Source organism: Salisaeta longa DSM 21114, assembly GCF_000419585.1.
Taxonomy (GTDB): domain Bacteria; phylum Bacteroidota; class Rhodothermia; order Rhodothermales; family Salinibacteraceae; genus Salisaeta; species Salisaeta longa.
The window spans coordinates 63,330-80,236 of the sequence record NZ_ATTH01000001.1; the positions used below are offsets into that span (position 1 = coordinate 63,330).

General features: G+C 66.5%; 11 protein-coding genes. 6 read left to right on the forward strand and 5 right to left on the reverse strand.

Features of this window, described 5'->3' with window-relative positions; genetic code table 11:
- Positions 1–137: 137 nt before the first annotated feature.
- On the reverse strand, positions 138–2,723 hold the full coding sequence (locus SALLO_RS0100305; protein WP_022834342.1) for a bifunctional aspartate kinase/diaminopimelate decarboxylase: 2,586 nt from the start codon (positions 2,721–2,723) through the stop codon (positions 138–140).
- A 155-nt stretch (positions 2,724–2,878) separates the two neighbouring features.
- Positions 2,879–3,109, reverse strand: coding sequence for a hypothetical protein (locus SALLO_RS14195; RefSeq protein ID WP_022834343.1), 231 nt, complete (start codon positions 3,107–3,109; stop codon positions 2,879–2,881).
- A 378-nt stretch (positions 3,110–3,487) separates the two neighbouring features.
- Between SALLO_RS14195 and porQ the strand changes: the two genes are divergently transcribed.
- From porQ to mraY, 3 genes are all read left to right on the forward strand, one after another.
- Positions 3,488–4,450 (forward strand): type IX secretion system protein PorQ, encoded by a 963-nt coding sequence (gene porQ, locus SALLO_RS0100315; protein WP_022834344.1) that lies wholly within the window; start codon positions 3,488–3,490, stop codon positions 4,448–4,450.
- 103 nt (positions 4,451–4,553) lie between these two features.
- Entirely contained in the window at positions 4,554–6,041 is a 1,488-nt protein-coding gene (locus tag SALLO_RS0100320; protein WP_022834345.1) for a UDP-N-acetylmuramoyl-L-alanyl-D-glutamate--2,6-diaminopimelate ligase, read from the forward strand.
- A 15-nt stretch (positions 6,042–6,056) separates the two neighbouring features.
- Positions 6,057–7,214: a phospho-N-acetylmuramoyl-pentapeptide-transferase gene (gene mraY, locus SALLO_RS0100325; protein WP_022834346.1), complete on the forward strand. Its 1,158-nt coding sequence runs from the start codon at positions 6,057–6,059 to the stop codon at positions 7,212–7,214.
- A 47-nt stretch (positions 7,215–7,261) separates the two neighbouring features.
- On the opposite strand, the gene SALLO_RS0100330 is transcribed toward mraY, so the two are convergent.
- Positions 7,262–10,390, reverse strand: a complete 3,129-nt coding sequence (locus SALLO_RS0100330; protein WP_022834347.1) for a M1 family metallopeptidase — start codon at positions 10,388–10,390, stop codon at positions 7,262–7,264.
- A gap of 179 nt (positions 10,391–10,569) precedes the next feature.
- On the opposite strand from SALLO_RS0100330, the gene SALLO_RS0100335 reads away from it, so the two are divergent.
- Together SALLO_RS0100335 and SALLO_RS0100340 are read left to right on the forward strand one after the other, a co-directional pair.
- Positions 10,570–11,751, forward strand: a complete 1,182-nt coding sequence (locus SALLO_RS0100335; RefSeq protein ID WP_022834348.1) for a zinc-ribbon domain-containing protein — start codon at positions 10,570–10,572, stop codon at positions 11,749–11,751.
- A 42-nt stretch (positions 11,752–11,793) separates the two neighbouring features.
- Positions 11,794–12,357 carry a YqgE/AlgH family protein gene (locus SALLO_RS0100340; protein ID WP_022834349.1) on the forward strand — a complete coding sequence of 188 codons (564 nt, stop codon included), beginning with the start codon at positions 11,794–11,796 and terminating at the stop codon, positions 12,355–12,357.
- 17 nt (positions 12,358–12,374) lie between these two features.
- On the opposite strand, the gene SALLO_RS0100345 is transcribed toward SALLO_RS0100340, so the two are convergent.
- Positions 12,375–13,577: a lipocalin-like domain-containing protein gene (locus SALLO_RS0100345; protein ID WP_022834350.1), complete on the reverse strand. Its 1,203-nt coding sequence runs from the start codon at positions 13,575–13,577 to the stop codon at positions 12,375–12,377.
- Between the two features lie 108 nt (positions 13,578–13,685).
- A complete protein-coding gene (locus tag SALLO_RS14200) occupies positions 13,686–14,858 on the reverse strand; it encodes a glycosyltransferase family 4 protein (protein ID WP_169577858.1) in 1,173 nt (390 codons plus the stop codon).
- Between the two features lie 889 nt (positions 14,859–15,747).
- Between SALLO_RS14200 and SALLO_RS0100355 the strand changes: the two genes are divergently transcribed.
- Positions 15,748–16,875 (forward strand): TRAP transporter substrate-binding protein, encoded by a 1,128-nt coding sequence (locus SALLO_RS0100355; RefSeq protein ID WP_022834352.1) that lies wholly within the window; start codon positions 15,748–15,750, stop codon positions 16,873–16,875.
- Positions 16,876–16,907: the final 32 nt, after the last annotated feature.

The window sequence follows — 16,907 nt, forward strand, 5'->3', positions numbered from 1 at the left end:
AAGCCCCTGCAATGTGGATAGGGAAATATGAAGTATGCGTTGGGTGTGTAGATAGAAATGCAACGAGAGAAGATCAAAGGGACCGCTAGATCCAACGGGGAGCGAGCGTGGATCAAGCGGTACCGGCGGTGTGCATTTTAGGGTGTAAGCAGCGCCTCCCGCGCGGCGGGCCGCAAGTTGTACGGCAGGCTCATGCTGGCGCCGTACGCGCCCACGGTGCTGATCAGCAGCACATCGCCGGGGGCCGTGTCGGGCAGGCGGCGGCTGCGCCCCAGCACGTCGCCGCTCTCGCAGATGGGGCCCACCACCTGCACGGTGTGTGCGGCCGGGGCGTCGAGCCGGGAAAGGTTCACGATGGGATGGTACGATCCGTACAGCGCGGGCCGCAAGAGGGTGTGCATGCCCGCATCGAGGCCCACATAGTGCACGGGCCCCTTCGTCTTGGTCTGCGTGACGCGAGCCAGCAGCACGCCGGCCTCCGCCACCAAAAAGCGACCGGGCTCCATCCAAAGCGCCAGGTGCGGGTGCTCGCGCTTAAACGCCGTGAGCTGTTCGTCGAGGGCCGCAAGGTCGAGCCCGGGGGCGCCGGGTGCGCGGGGCACGCCCAGCCCGCCGCCCACATTGAGCGTCTCGACGTGCGGAAAGGCATCGGCCAGCGATGCGAGAAAACGGGCCAGTTCCGCCCAGGTCGAGGGCTCGGTAATGCCGCTGCCTACGTGCACATGCAAGCCGGTAATGCGCGTGCCGGCGGCGTCGGCTGCGCGGCGCAGCGCCGAAAGGTCGTCCGGCACCATGCCAAACTTCGACTGCGCCCCGGCGGTGCGTACGTGGCGGTGATGCCCGCGGCCCGCGCCCGGATCGATGCGCGCAAAAATCTCCTGACCGGCAAAGAGGGCCGGGTGCTCCGCGAGCGGCTGCACGTTATCGAGCGTCACGCGGACGCCGCGGGCAAACGCGCGGCGATACTCGTCGGGCGCCGCAAAATTGGGTTGGAAGAGGATGCCACGCGCCGGATGGTCGGGCAGGGCCGTCTGCACGCGCTCCACCTCGCCCGGCGAGACGCACTCAAACGAAAGGCCAGCATCCGCCAGCGTGCGCAGCACCGCGGGGTGCGGGTTGGCCTTGATGGCATAGAACACGCGATCGACGGCCGCAAGCGACTGGAGGTCTGCGGCGCGGGCGCGCAGCGTTGCCTCATCGTAGACGTACGTGGGCGTGGCGTCCGCGGCGAGGGCGAGCAAGTCGTCGCGGCGCGCGTGCCACCACGCCTCGGCCGCGGGCGCCGGGGCCTCGTCGGCCACCAGCTCGCTCCAGGTGGGCCCAAACGTGGCATCGGGCGTGCGGGCGGCAAACAGGATGTCGTGCAGCTTGTGCACCAGCCGCGGCGCCTGCTCCTCGTCTACCACAAAGCTGAAGTTGAGGTCGCTCGCGGCCTGCGAGACCATGTAAATCTGTTGCTCATCAAAAACCTCCAGGGCGGGCCCCAGCTCGTGCAGGAGCGCCCGGATGTGGCGGCCCACCAGGCTCACCACGCCGCAGCCGCGCACCACGCGCGCCGTGCAGTAGGCGCCCAGGTCGTGCACGAGCCGGTCGATAACCTCCGGGTCGAGCGCGTTCGCCATCGGGTCGAGGGTCACGGTTACGTTGGCCTCCGAGGTAGCTACCAGATCAACCGAGAGGCCATGGTGCTTGAACACAGCAAAGACGTCCGCCAAAAATCCGACCTCTTGCCACATGCCCAGGGTGTCCATGCGGATGGCGGTGATGCCCGTTTTGGCCGACAGCGCCTTCACTTGTGGACCGGTGTCGGGCACATCCGGACTGATGACGGTTCCGTCGATGGCGGGCGCGTTGGTGGAGCGTACGTGCAACGGGATGTCGTACTGCCGCACGGGGGCGAGGCACCGCGGATGCAAGATGCTGCCGCCCATGGTGGCCAGCTCCTGCGCCTCGTCGTACGACAACTGCTTGAGCAAGCGTGCGGCGGGTACGTCGTGCGGGTTGGTGGTGAAAAGCCCCGGCACGTCGGTCCAGATTTCGAGGCGTTCGGCATCGAGGAGCGCGGCGAAGTAGGCGGCAGACGTGTCGGAGCCGCCGCGGCCGAGCAGCACGGTTTCGCCGAGGGCGTTGCTCGCAATGAAGCCCTGCGTGATGCATACCGCGTCGGTCGTTTGGGCGAGATGCTGCTGCGTCACGGGATCGGGGTATACGCTGCACGTGGCCGATCCGTAGCGGCGGGCGGGCGGGAGGTGCGGGGCATCGGCCGCGCGCAGGTGCTGACGGGCGTCGATCCAGGTGGCGGGCACGTCGTGCGCTGCGAGGATGGCTTCCCCAAGGCGCGTGGACAGCAGCTCGCCCATACCCAGCACCGCGGCGCGGTCGGCCGGGGTGGCGGCGCCTTGCGCGGCGATAGTCTCGACGCGCGCTTCGAGCGTGGCCCACAGGGCATCGAGCCCATCCGGCGATACGCCCACACCGTCGGCCAGCGCCGCGTGTTGCGCGCGCACGGCTGCCAGCGTTGCATCAGGCGACGCACCGGCAGCCGCCTCTTGTACCAGGTTCTCCAGTTGGTCGGAGATGCCGCTAAGCGCGGAGCAGACCAGCACGGGCCGGTAGCCATCGGCGACGTAGCGTTGCGCCACCGTGGCGATGGTGCGCCAGCGCTCGGGAGTGGCAACGCTCGTGCCACCAAACTTCAGCACGAGCCAGGAGGGAGCGTCCATGATGCAGGTATAGGTGAGGAATGAGCAACACACGACAGCATCCATGCCGAGGGGCGCGTGTCGTTCCGCAGCGGGCGCCACACATGCAAACGCCCCGGCGCGCACAGGGCACGACGGGGCGTTGCAACCGAAGGGGCCGTGTGGTGTGTCGCGTGTTAGGCCACAGCATCCGCATCGGGTGAGGCATCATCCGCTTCGTGGGCGGCGGGATGATGCAGGGGGTTCTTGCCGCACTGGAGGCAGCGGAAATAGCCGTTCAAGACCCGCGCCATCCACGGCGTTTTTTCCTCGCAGTGGGGGCAGTAATCCCAAACCTTTGCGTGATGCTGGTGGGCGTTGTTCGCTACCGCCAGGTATTCGTTGCGTAGGCGCTGTAGCAGCTCCATGTAGGCAACCTGGTTGGTGAGTGCAATTCCGAACAGATGACGGATGAACCGGTCATCACTTCGCCCACTCAAACCCCGCAGTTGAGGGCGGAGTTCGGCCCGTAGCGGCCTGTAACCGCTTTTGGTTGCATGTCTTTAACACATCCGCGCACCAGCCGCGATAGGGCGCGCCGGGGGATAAAAATGGCAGCGCTCCCGGAAGCGCTGTCAGCATTTGGGCCGACCTAAAAGGGGACGCACTGGCCTCGTGGGACAGCCCCGAACGAACCCCGCTGCCCGCTGTAGTGCAAGACAAGCGGCGTGCAGCCCTGCGGCAGGATGAACTTCGAGGGGCGCGGTCCGTCTCAACGATGCGTTGGTTCCAAGCGAGGGTATAGCATGCGATACATCGTAGCCTGGGGGATTTTGGTGCTGCTGGGCGGCCATTTGGTGCAGGCACAGCCGAGTGGCGGCCTCACCGGGTTTGCGTTTTTGCAGCTCCCGTCGAACGCCCGGGCGGCTGCGCTGAGCGATGCGATGGCTGCGGCGCCGGCGGGCGGCCCGGCGGCGTTTTTGTACAACCCGGCGCTCCTTTCCGCGCGCCAACCGGCGGCCGCGAGCATTGGATACGCCAACTACGTCTCGGACCTCAACGCGGGCCACGTGGCGTACCGCAGCGCGCTGGGGGCCACGGCTGTTGGGGGGGCCGTGCGGTATTTGCACTGGGGCGCCTTGGAGGGCCGCGACCGGTTTGGGGTGCCTACCGGGTCGTTTGGCGCGGGCGACGTGGCGCTCACGCTGGGCGCGGCGCGGCGCGGCGGGCCCCACTGGCGCTACGGCGCCAATCTGCACGTCGTGTATTCCTACATCGATGGAAATGGAGCGGCCGCCGTGGGGGCCGATGTGGGCCTGCACTACCACGTGGGGCCGCGGCTGTCTACGGCCGTGGTGGTGCGGCACCTGGGCGCCACCGTGAAAAGCTACGGCACGAAGCGACCGGCGCTGCCGCTTGACGTGCGCGTGAGCGTGTCGAAGCGCCTCGCGCACCTTCCGTTGCGCCTCAACCTGACGGCCTACGACCTGCGGTGGGCGGGCCGCGGGCTGCCGGGCGGCACAACGCTCGACCACGTGCTGGCGCATCTCACCATGGGCGGCGCGCTCACGCTGGCCGAGGCCCTTACGGTGCGCATGGGCTACAACCATCGCCGGGCAAGCGGCTTGTCTGCCGCCGACGGGTTCTCGTGGGCCGGCCTCACCGGCGGGTTCGGACTCTCGTATGCCGGATGGACGATCGATTACGCCTATGCCGGCTGGGGCGTGCTGGGCAACGCCCACCACTTCACGCTGCACACCGCCCTCTGAAGCTAAAGATTGTGCGTGCTATGCGCCGGCTGGTTGACATCCCGCGGCCCCCTCCCGTATCTTCCAACCGGTTTTTATTGCCCGCTCCCGTTCTGTTTGTCGCATGCCCGAAGCCGCGCTTACTGTTGCAGCCCTGCGCGCCCGTCTGGCGGCAGACGGGTGCCTGATCGACGCTGCGGTGTCCGCGCCCGCCCGGCCGGTAACGGCGCTCACCGACGACAGCCGTGCCGTCACCGCGGGCGGACTGTTTGCGGCCATTCGCGGCACCACCGCCGATGGTCATCGGTACGTGGAGGCCGCGTGGCGGGCCGGCGCCGCGTGTGTGCTGTGTGAGGCCCCACCCGAGGCGCGCCCCGCGGACGGGGCCGTGCTGCAGGTGTCCGATAGCCGCCGGGCGCTGGCGGTAGCCGCTGCTGCTTTTTACGACGACCCGGCCGAGGCCCTCACCATGATTGGGGTAACGGGTACCAACGGAAAAACCACCGTCGCCACGCTCATTCATCACCTCCTGCACACCCTGCACGGCCCCGCAGGCTTGCTAAGCACCGTTGCGGTGCGTGTGGGAGATGCGGCGCAAGCCCCCACGCACACCACGCCCGATCCCGTGGCCCTGCAGCGCACGCTGCGCGCCATGGTCGATGCCGGATGCACCGCGTGCGCCATGGAGGTGTCGTCCCACGCACTTGATCAGCGCCGGGTGTACGGCATTCCCTACGACGTGGCGGTGTTTACCAACCTCACGCAAGACCACCTGGATTACCACGGCACGATGGCCGCGTACGAACGCGCCAAAAAGCGCTTGTTCGACGGCCTCGACGCGCAGGCGACGGCCGTGTTCAACGCCGACGACCCCGCCGGGCCGCGCATGGTGGCGGCGACCGATGCGACGCGGTGGAGCTACGGCACCACCCCCGCTGCCGATGGTCGCCTGCGGGTGCATCGGGTGGCCATCGACGGCCTCACCGCTTCCATCGACGGGCACCGGCGCACGTTTCGTCTCACGGGGCGCTTCAATGCCTACAACCTGGCCGCGGCCTACGGCGCGGGCCGCGCGGTGGGGCTAGCGGGCCCCGCGGTGGCCGATGCCTTGGCTGCCGCTCCGCCGGTGCGCGGGCGCTTAGAGCAGCATACGTTTGCCGATGGCCGCACCGTCGTCATCGACTACGCCCACACGCCCGATGCCCTCGCCAACGTCCTCGACACGTTGCGCGCGCTCCTCCCCGACGGCCGCGCGCTGTGGTGCGTATTCGGCTGCGGCGGCGACCGCGACCGCTCGAAGCGTCCGCGCATGGGCCGCATCGCCGAAGCCCGCGCCGACCGCGTCATCGTCACGAGCGATAATCCGCGAACCGAGGACCCGGCATCCATTTTGGATGACATTCGAGCGGGCCTGCAGGCACCCGCCAAGGCCCAGTGGATCGTAGACCGCGCGGCGGCCATCGAGGCTGCGGCGCAGCACGCCGCCCCGGGCGATGTGGTGCTTATCGCCGGCAAGGGCCACGAAACGTACCAGGTGGTGGGCACCGAGCGCCGTCCGTTTGACGACCGCGCCGTGGCGCGTCAGTTTTTTGAGATCCCTTCGCACCGCTGATTCGTTTGCTTCTGTATGCTGTATTTCTTTTTGAAATTTCTGGAGCGACAGTTTGAGCCGCCCGGGTTTCAGGTCTTCCAGTTCATCACGGTGCGCGCGTCGCTCGCAGCCATCACGGCGCTCATCATTGCCCTGTTTGCGGGGCGGCGCATCATCCGGTGGCTCCGGGCGCAGCAGCTGGGCGAGCGGGTACGCAGCGGGGAAGCTGCCGGCGCGGTGAGCCATGCGCACAAGGCCGGTACGCCCACCATGGGTGGCATCATCATCTTGCTGTCGCTGCTGGGCTCCACCGCGCTCTGGGCCGACCTCTCCAACACCTATCTCTGGCTGCTGTGGGGCGCTACGGCGTGGATGGGGCTCGTGGGCTTCGCGGATGACTACATCAAGACGGTTCGGAAAAACAAGGACGGCCTCGCGGCCCGCTACAAGGTGTGGGGGCAAGTGAGCATCGGACTCCTGGTGGGCGGCGTGCTGTACTTTCACCCCGATTTTGAGGCGTTCAATGCGCTCACGTACATGCCCTTTCTCAAAAACCGCGTCATCAACTACGACGTGTTCGAAGGGTGGGTGCACGGCGTGGACCTCGGCTGGGTGGTGTACCTGCCGGTGGCGGTCTTTATCATGACGGCCGTGTCAAACGCGGTCAACCTCACCGACGGCCTCGACGGCCTCACCACGGGCGTTACGGCCTTTGTGGGATTGGGACTGACGGCGCTGGCGTACATCTCGGGCAACGTCAACTTTGCGACGTTCCTGAACGTGATGTACCTACCCGGAACGGGCGAGATTGCGGTGTTTGGGGCGGCGCTGGTGGCGGCGTGCTTCGGATTTTTGTGGTACAACGGATATCCGGCGAGCATCTTCATGGGGGATACCGGCGCGCTGGCATTGGGCGCGGCCGTCGGGGCCATGACGCTGATGGTGCGCAAGGAGCTGCTTCTGCCCCTACTGGGCATTGTGTACGTCGCCGAGGCGGTGTCGGTGATTATGCAAACCAGCTACTTCAAGTACACGCGGCGGCGCACCGGCACCGGCCGGCGCATCTTCCGGATGGCGCCGCTGCACCATCACTTTGAGGCGAAAGGGACGCACGAGGCGAAGATCGTCACCCGGTTCTGGATCGTCACCGCGCTCACCGTCATTGCGGCGCTGCTCACGCTGCGCATCCGGTAAATCGACGCGCAGCGTGGAGCACCGAGGCGTACGTAGGGCCGCCGGAGCTACAGCGAAAAGCCCACGAGCCAGCGGAAGGCCCATTCGTCCTGGTTGGGCGCGATGAGGCCGGGGTCGCTGGCCCATAGCGGAAACTTGGCGACGAGGTCGAGCCCCGAGAGGACATCCGACTGCGCCGTCCAGCGGTCCATAAAGCCGAGCTGCGACAGGTTATAGCGGGCGCCGAAGCCGGCATCGCCCAGGAGGTCGTCCGCTGCGAAGCCCGCGAGGAACGCCCCGTCGTTCCAGGTGCTTCCGAGGCCCGCAAAGGCACTGAGGCGCAACGGACGCAGCGGCGCTACGCTGCGCACAGGCTGCGCTTCGAGCGCCAGGCGCCCCGCCAGCAGGTTGCGCCCGGTGGGAGCGCCTTGCAGGCGGTTGCTACCGCGCAGGTAGGCCACCGGACCGCTCGGCCCAAAGGCCACGAGGCGTGGGGCAAGGTCGTTGGCCTCGGCTGCCGCCGCGTAGGTCTGGCGGAAGACATCGGAGCGCCAGCGGGCTTCGTAGGGCACGCCGCCCAGCACAAACCGCTTCGACGAAATCAGCGAACGGGGGGCCAGGCCAAACTGCAACGAGGCCGTGCCGGTGAAGCGGCCCCATTGCTTGCGCTGCACGCCGGTAAGCAGCAGGCGCGTGGCGCTGCCGCTGCCGTCAAGCTCGCTGCCCACCTCCAGCAGGGCCGAGACGCGGTCGCCCGCTTGTTCAGCGCGCAGGTTGAGCCGCGCCGAGGCGTTGTGCGTTTGTCCGAACGGATTGGAGAGGCGCTCGCCACGAATCGGTGGAATGCACGGCGCCACGCAATCGAAGATGAAGACATCAGAGGTGGCTCCAAAGACGCGGTCGCTGGGGTTCCACTGATGGCGCAACGAGGCCGTCAGCAGGACGTCCTTCTCCGCGAGGTAGCCGCTGAGGGGCTTGCGCACCACGTACCGGTTTTCCATCAGGCCCAGGTGCTTCTGGCTGGCCCAGGTGGCGGTGGCGCGGGGGCCCAGCGCTTCAAATGGGTGCGAGGCCCGCATCGTGTAGTCGATGCCGGTGTACCACGCCCCGCGGTCGATGGAGCCGCTCGCCACATTGTCGGGGTCGATCAGGTTGGGCTCGTCGCCGCCCGAGAAGAGGACCTGCGGCCACAGCGTAAGCATGTAGTCGGTGCGGAACTGCCCGAACAGGTAGGTGCCGCGCGACCACATGCCGCCGCCAAACCCGAAGTTGCTAGCATACAGGGCCAGCGGGCGGTAGCCCACGGCGTAATGGTCCCACGATTGTTGTGGGCCGCGGAGGAAGCGGGCCTCCAGCGGAAACTCGTAGCTGTTGTTGAGCCGATTCACATCGGGCGTTTGCTGCAGCGGGTCAATCTCGGCGTTGGTCACGCGCGCGGGGACCTGCACGGTCACTTTGCGCTTCGGGTACACCCAGGGCCACGGCTCGGTCACAATCCAGTCGTCGGGCACCGGCTTGTGGCCGTGCATGATAAGCAGCGGGACGTTGACCCATTGCGTGGAGCCGTCGGCCAGCGTCAGCTTGACGTCCTGCGGCATGGCGATGGGCGCCCTCCGCTCCAGGTGGAGCGTGGCCTCGTAGCCGGTGCCGGTGGGCTGTTGGGTGATGTCGTTGAGGGCGTAATCGAGCGTGCGCGTCGTGTTGGTAAACTGCTCGAAGTACCAATCCAGCCGCAGCCCGCTCACATCCTCGGCGTAATCTTCGAGTTCGTACGGATCGGGGTGTTCAAATTTGCTCTCGTTGTAGTAATGCTTCAGCCAGGCGCCGCGCAGCGAATCGGAGATCACGTAGCCCATCATGTTGACGAGCATCGCGCCGCCGGGGTACGCGGCAATGCCGTAGCCGAAGTTGGTCTGAAACCAGTCGGCCGGAGTGCTGAGGCGCTCGAACAGGCCCAGGTCCTGTGCAAAGAGGACGCTGAGGTACGAGCCCCGATGCGACGGATTGTCCAGCCCCATAACGTGGCCCACGCCCTCCGTATCCATGTAGCTGGTAAAGCCCTCATCCATCCAGGCGTAGTCGGCCTCGTTGGAGCCCATGGTAGCGTAAAACCACTCGTGCGCCGCCTCGTGGGCGGTAACGCCGAGTAGCGATCGCAGCCCGCGCCGCCCGGTGATAAGGTTGAGCATCGGATACTCCATGCCCCCGTCGCCGCCTTGTGCTACCGTAAACTGCGGGTACGGGTAGGGCCCAATCTCCTGGCTAAAGAACTGGATGAGCGACGGCACCCACTGCTCCATGCGGCGCCAGCGCTCCTCCACGCCGGGCTGAAAGAGGAGGTGATACGTGTAGTTGTCGTCCGAAAGCTGCTTGTGGATGTAGTCGGGGTCGGCGGCCCAGGCAAAGTCGTGCACGTTGTGCGCCACAAAGCGCCACGTGAGGGAATCGGAGGGGGCGGCGGTGCAGTCTTCGGGGCGATAGGTGGTAGCGCCTGCGCCGTAGCCGTGACCAACCGCCTCCGGGTTTTGCAGGACGCCCGTTCCGCCGATGGTATAGCAGGCCGGAAGTGTGATGTCCACGTTGAAGGTGCCATAGGGCGCGTAGAACTCGCGGCCCACGTAGGGGTCGGCGTGCCAGCCGCGCTCGTCGTACGCTGCCATTTTGGGGTACCACTGCGTCATCGAGTAGTCGATGCCTTCCATGTTGTCGCGGCCGCTGCGGCGCGTTTGGAGCGGCACCTGCGAGCGAAAGCGCATCCGAAACGTGGTGGAGGTGCCCGGCGGAATGGGATGCGCCAGCTTCACCTCCATCACCGTATCCCGAATCTTGAACGTAACCGGCGTGCCGTCTTGCGTGAGCGACTGAATGCGGTGCCAGCCGACTTCCTTGGGGCCAAGGTTGAAAATGCGCGGCACGATGCGGTCGTCCGGGTCGGGGAGGTGGCGGTTGCGCTCCGCCATCATCGAGGTGGGCTGAAACGCGTTAAAGTACAGGTGATAGTACACGCGGCGGAGCGTATCCGGCGAGTTGTTGGTGTACACAAGGCGCTGCGTGCCGTGTACGCGGTGGCGGTCGGCCTTCAACGAGATGTCCATCGTGTATTCAACGTGCTGCGCCCAGGTGTCGGGGGTTTGGGCGGTAGCGCACGGCGCCGTGAGGAGAAGCGCAAGGAGCAGGAGAAGGGGGCGACGGAGCATGGGCAACAACGGTTCGGAAAGCAGGGATACGTATGCGACCTGGTCGCATCATCGGAAGATAGGAAAGCGTTTCAGTAGAATCAAACGTTGGGGTCGCAGATTGGCGAAACCTTCGGAATCACGTATGGCGCACCGGTCGTTTTCGTACCGTTGATCCTTTCAAACCTGCTTGTGCTGCCATGTCCGATGCCGCCACCTGTCCGTCCTGCGGGGCCCGCGTGTCTCCCAACCAGGCTGCCTGCGACCTGTGCGGGACGCCGCTCGTTGCGGAGGCCGACGAGCCGCGCCCGCCTGCTTCCGACGATATGCCCGGTACGGCCTGCCCCTCGTGCGGCTCCACCAACCCCGCGGGGGCGCAGTTTTGCAACCAGTGCGGCGCTGGGCTAGCGAGCGACGAGGCGGCAGGCGAAGCGTCGGCAGATGAAGGAGCAGAAGGTATTGCGGGGGCGCGCCCCGTGCAGGCCGATCTGCCGCGCGGGAAGGCCCCGGCGTCGCCTGACGAATCTGCTGCGGCTCCGGAGGCTCCCGCCGACGTCCAGGGGCCACCGGTGGCGTGGGTTGTGGGCGGCGCGGTGGCGGTGGTGCTGGTGCTGTTTGGCGTTACGCTGTGGAGCCAACAAACGTGGCCCGAGACGCCGTCGGAGGGCCCCACCACGGCCACGCAGGCATCGGCCGAGCAAACGGCGGCCCTCCCCGATCTGGTAACGCAGTACAGCGCAGCCGTGCCCGAGGCCCTGGTGCCCCAGATTGATTCCCTGAGGCGCGCCATTGCACAGGCCAGCGGTGCGCCGCAGCAACAGGTGCGCCAAGCGCTGGTGAACGTGTACATTGGCGCCGGGCAGAACGGACGGGCTGCGCTTGTGCAGCGCCGGTTGGCGCGGCAAACCGGCACGGCGGCCGACTGGCAGCGGGCGGGCGACCTGCTCTATGCGTGGCTCGACCGCGTGAGCAACCAGCCCCAGGGCATGCCACGGACGGCGATCACGGCTACGGCCGATGCCATTGTGCAGGCGTACGAAAAGGTGCTTGCGCAACAGCCCAACAACCTGGATGTGCGCACCGAGATGGCCACGGCGCTTCTGCAAACCAATCAGCCCATGCGCGGCGTGCAGGAGATTAACCGGGTGCTTGCACAAGATCCGGAGCACTACCAGGCGCGCTTCAACAAGGGCATCATGCTTGTGATGATTGGGCGCGCACAAGAGGCGATTGCGGAGTTTGAGAAGGTGCAGGAGATTGTGGGCGCCGGGTCGCCGTACTACAAGCAAGCCGCGCAAGCCATCGAAACGATTCAGGCGCGCCTGCAGGCCGATTCGAGTGCCACGCCGCGTACGGGAGCACGCCCCGTGCCCTCTCGTTAGCATGCTGGCTCTACTCCGCTGATTGCTCCTCCTGTCTGGTTTATGGCTTCCGATGCCGCCGCGCTTGCGCCGGGTACGCTGCTTTTGGCCGCGCCCGTGCTGCAAGATCCAAACTTTCGCCGTACGGTGGTGCTGCTCTGCGAGCACAACCCCAACGGCACGTTCGGGCTCACGCTGAACCGCCCGCTCGATGCCACCCTGAGCGATGTCATCGAGGGCTTTTTCGTCAACGATCCGACGATTTATCTGGGCGGGCCGGTGCAGCGCGACACGCTGCACTACGTCCATCGCCGCGCCGAGGCCATTCCCGATGGCATTCCGCTGACGGACACCGTGCACTGGGGCGGCGACTTTGAGGCGGTGCAGGCCGAAATTCAACGCGATGACGCGGCTACTGAGGACCTGCGGTTTTTCTTGGGCTACGCGGGCTGGTCGCCCGGACAACTGGCGTCGGAGCTAGAGGAGCACGCCTGGGTGGTGGTGCCAGAGGCTGCCGATCTGATCTTCGAGACGCCGCCCGACCGGCTGTGGAGCGCGGCGATGCGACGCAAGGGCGGCGAGCACGCCCTGTGGGCCAACTTTCCCGACAACCCGCGCATGAACTGACGGCCCGCTCGCGGGCGTTACGGGGCAATGCGGCCGGTCTGTTCGCCGTAGCCCGTGAGCTCCACGTAGCCCGTTCCGCGCACCGGCACGCCGCCCTGTGTGCCCGTGACGCGCACGGCGCCCTCCCAGTAACGCACCGAGGTGGTAAGCTCCTGGTTCGGAAAGCGCGCGTCCACCGTGAGGTCAAGCTGCTGCCCCGGCACCTGCAGCCGCCACGTTACTGGATAGGTGCGCGCGCCATCGGGCGTCGTCCAGGTATCGAGCACCGTAAGGGCCACCTCCTCGCGGGTGAGGCTCGTCTTTTGTGCGCTGGGATCCACCCACGCGCCCTCGCTAAAGCGGCTGGGGCGGCCGCTGGCGGTGCGGAGCTGGTAGTACATCAGGTCGTAGCCCGAGTCAAGCTGCAGCGCAAACCAGTCCCAGCCCACCTGGTTGGCCCCCAGCGCGCTCGTGCTCCACTCGCGGTCCATCCAGCTGAGGCCGGTAACGGCCAGCGTGTCGCCGCCGGTGACGACGCGGCCCTCGGTGGCGAGGCGGGTGTAGGAGTAGTAGTACGACGCGTTGCCGCGGCCGGGGCCCTTCTGACTCAGGCCGCGATTCCCTTGCAGCACCATCGGCTTTTGCGGGCGCAGCGTCACGTCGATGGCCATCGTGTCGGTGGCCGCGCGCAGCCGCAGCGGGAAGGTGCGTGCCGAATCGACGCTGGCAATGGACCACGGGCCCAGCCACACCCGCAACGGATCGGCCTGCGCACCGGCGAGCCCGGCCGCAGCGCGGGCAAAGCGCTCGGCATCGGGCTGCACGCGGCGCTGCACGTCGCTAATGGCAAAATGGCCCATGTAAAACTGATCGGTGGCCCAGGGCGCGGCCGTCGTGTCGGGGTCGGCGGTGGAGGCGCGCCGTGTGGACGGGGCATCGGGCGGTGCCATTGCAATCCGGAAGAGCGTGAGCTCGTAGCCCACGTCGCGTCCGTTGGCGGTAGAGAGATTGCCCGTTACGTACCACCACTCGGTTTTGTAGCCGGGGTGCGGGCCGTGGTCTTCGGGGAATTGAAACGGACGCACCGTGGTGGCGCGCCGGTAGCCGGTGGTGTCGCCGGCCATGGCTTCGCTCACCGCTACCGACGTATCGAGGGGCGCGGGCTCTGCGCGGAGGAGAAAAAGGGCGGCCGCGCCCAATCCGAGGAGTCCAGCGAGAAGTATCCAGAAGCTGCGGGCCATCGGGCAGAGGATCGGTCGTGAGGAGGCATTGCAGCCATTGCACGCCGCACGGAAGCAAACGGCTCCTGGCAAGCGGCTATGTTTGGAGGTCTTTACAGTCTGGCGGTGCTACGACCGGGCGTCGATAGCGGCTCGCAAGACGGTATCGAAGGTGTCGGGAAAGCGGTGGCGCTGCTGCTCGGCGTACGCGGCCGCCCGCTCGCCCGCGGCCGCACGGGCCGAGGGATGGTCTTTCCAGTACCGGATGGCCTGTACGAGGGCGTCCGCGGTGGCTGCCGGGCATACCGTGCCCACCTCATGCTCGCGGATGGTGCGGGCGGCCTCGCTTGCATCGGGACCCAAAAACAGCGCCGGACGCCCTGCCGCCAGGACGCCGTACAGCTTGCTTGGCACCACAAGGCCCGTGAGGGCGGTTTCCATCGTGACGACATGCACGTCGGCCGCGCTTAGGCTCTCGGAAAGGCGGTCGAGCGGTTGAAACGGAAGAAACTGGACGTTGGCAAGGCCCCGCCGGGCCACGTCCTGCTGCAGGTCGTCCTTGCGCGGCCCGTCGCCCACCAGGAGAAACAGCACCTCCGGCGCGGTGGATTGAAGGCGTGCGGCGGCATCGAGCACGGCGTCGAAGGGATGCGCCAGCCCCATGTTGCCGGAGTACATGACCACGAAGCGGTCGCCCGAGGCGTGGGCAGCGCGAAATGAATTGTCGCGGTGCGGAACCGGACGCACGCCGTCCGGCGGCGGGTTGGGGCACACGCTGATGCGGGACGGGGCCAGCCCGCGCGCCAGCATCCGTTTGCGCATGCACCGGCCCACGGCCACGATGCGGTCGTGGCGGCGCAGGGCCGCGGTGGAGAGGCGGCGCATGACGTTGGCCAGCCCGCCGCCCGGCGCAATGACGCCCACCTGCTCGGCCACCTCGGGATACAGATCTTGCGCCCAATGCACGCGGGCCGCGCCCGTGGCACGCCCCAGCAGCGGGCCCAGCACCTTGAGCATCGGCGGGTCGGTCTTGGTGACGAGAACGTCTGGGCGGGGCAGCCGCAGGGCGCGCGCCACAAACGCCGGATAGAGCGACAGGTAGGCCCAGGCGCGGCGCAGCGTGCTGGCGCGGGTGAAACGTGCGGCGCCTACGCGCTCCACGCGCACGCGGTCGGCAGTCGTCTCGCTCGCAGGCGCGTCGGCGGGGCCTGTTAGCACGGTTACGCGCCACCCGCGCGCCACGAGGGCAGGGGCCAGCTGCGCCAAAACGGCACCGGTTGCGCCGCCGGCGGGTGGATACACGCGATTGACAAACAATACATGAGGCGTCGTCACAGAAGAGGTGCGGCAAGCGTTGGGACAAAGGATGCGCGCAAGCGATGAAGCCCTGCAGCGAGCATGCGTTCCCCACCCCACATCTTGCGCGGTTGCGGGGCCGTTGCATCAGTGTTTGGGGGGGGGCTGACGCCGTTCAGGAATGATTGGAAAAATGACGATGGCATGCCCCGGAAGCACGAGTTGTCTTTGAAGTGCACAGGGCGAATCCAAGTTGCTTCATACAATGGCTCTGTCAGTACGTCTCGCTGATCGCAATGTGCGGCGGATTTTGCTCGCTTGTGGAGATTGCCACGTCATTCGCATCTGCTCACTCCTCGCAATGACACCTTTGGTTGATGAAAAATGCAGCGTTGATGGTTCAAATGGCCTTTCGGGGTGGTCTGCCCAGCTGCACGCGCAACGCACCAGAGCAGCATAAAGCAGTGTGTCATCTCGAGGAACGACCGGAGGAAGTGACGCGGGGGCCAAAGGTCATGCCGTAGGTGCGATCTCCATGTACAGGAATCAACGCCCCATTGCGGAGATTGCCGCGTCGTTCGCATCTGCTCACTCCTCGCAATGACATTGCAGGGTCCGCGAAAAGACGCGCGTCGATGGTTCAAATAGCCGTTCGGGGTGGTCTGCCCAACTGCACGCCCAACGCACCAAAGCAGCAGCTCCGTCCTTGTCATCGCAAGGACTGAGGAGCCTTGGTCATGCCACTGGTGCGGACGTGAAGGACGCAGGGGCAGGACGTCATGCCGTAGGTGCGATCTTCATGTACGAATGTGTGCGGACGGAAGCGCTTGCAGAGGCCGGTTCCATCTTGTATACTTTGGCACACCGCACGTTTTCCACAACATCTGCTGAGTTTATGGACCGACGCGACTTCGCGAAGACAGCCGCCCTGGGCGCGCTGGGTGCCACCGCCATTGGATGCAGCGACGATGCGTCTACGTCGCCCGATGCCCCCGCGGTACAAACCCAACCACAGGTACGCTGGCGCCTCGCCTCAAGCTTCACCGAGTCGCTGGGCATTCTGTACGGAGCGGCCGAGGTATTGGCCGAACGCGTGTCGGCGTTGACGGGCGGGCGCTTCCAAATTCGCCCGTACGCTGCCGGCGAGCTGGTGCCCGCGTTTGAGGTGCTGGGGGCCGTGCAAAACGGCATCGTGCAGATGGGCCACAGCGCGAGCTACTACTTCGTCGGCAAAAACCCGGCGCTCGCGTTTGATGCGACCGTTCCGTTTGGCCTCACGGCGCGGCAGTACAACGCCTGGTGGTACCACGGCGGGGGGAAGGACCTGATGCGCGCGCTCTTTTCCGACTTTAACATTTACAACCTGCCCGGCGGCAACACGGGCATGCAAATGGGCGGATGGTTCAAGCAGCCGATTACGTCGATGGACGACATGCAGGGGCTGCGCATGCGCATTCCGGGGCTGGGCGGCAAGGTGATGAACCGGCTCGGCGTAAACGTGCAACAGATCGCGGGCGGCGAGGTGTACCCGGCGCTGGAGCGCGGCACCGTGGATGCGGTGGAGTGGGTGGGGCCGTACGACGATAAGCAACTCGGCTTTCATGAGATTGCGTCCTACTACCACTATCCGGGCTGGTGGGAGCCGGGGCCCGCGCTCACGTTCTACGTGAATCGCTCGGACTGGGACGCCCTGCCGACGGCGTATCAGGAGGCCCTGACGGCGGCCGCAGATGTCGCCAACGTGCAGATGCTCGCGCGCTACGATCAGGCGAATCCGAAGGCGCTGGAGGACCTGGTGCAGTTGGGCGTTACGCTGCAGCGCTTTCCGAACGCGGTGATGCGCGCGGCCGAGGACGCAACAGCGGCCATTCTGGAAGAACAAGCCGCCCAAAGTCCGCAGTACCGAACGATCTACGACAGCTACACGCAGTTTCGCAGCGATGTGTACCGTTGGTTCGAGATGTCGGAGCTGGCGTACGGATCGTTTGCTTTCCCGCAGCCCGGCGCAGACGCGTCGGCGTGAGGCCCGGCTCGGTTCATAGAAACAACAGCCCC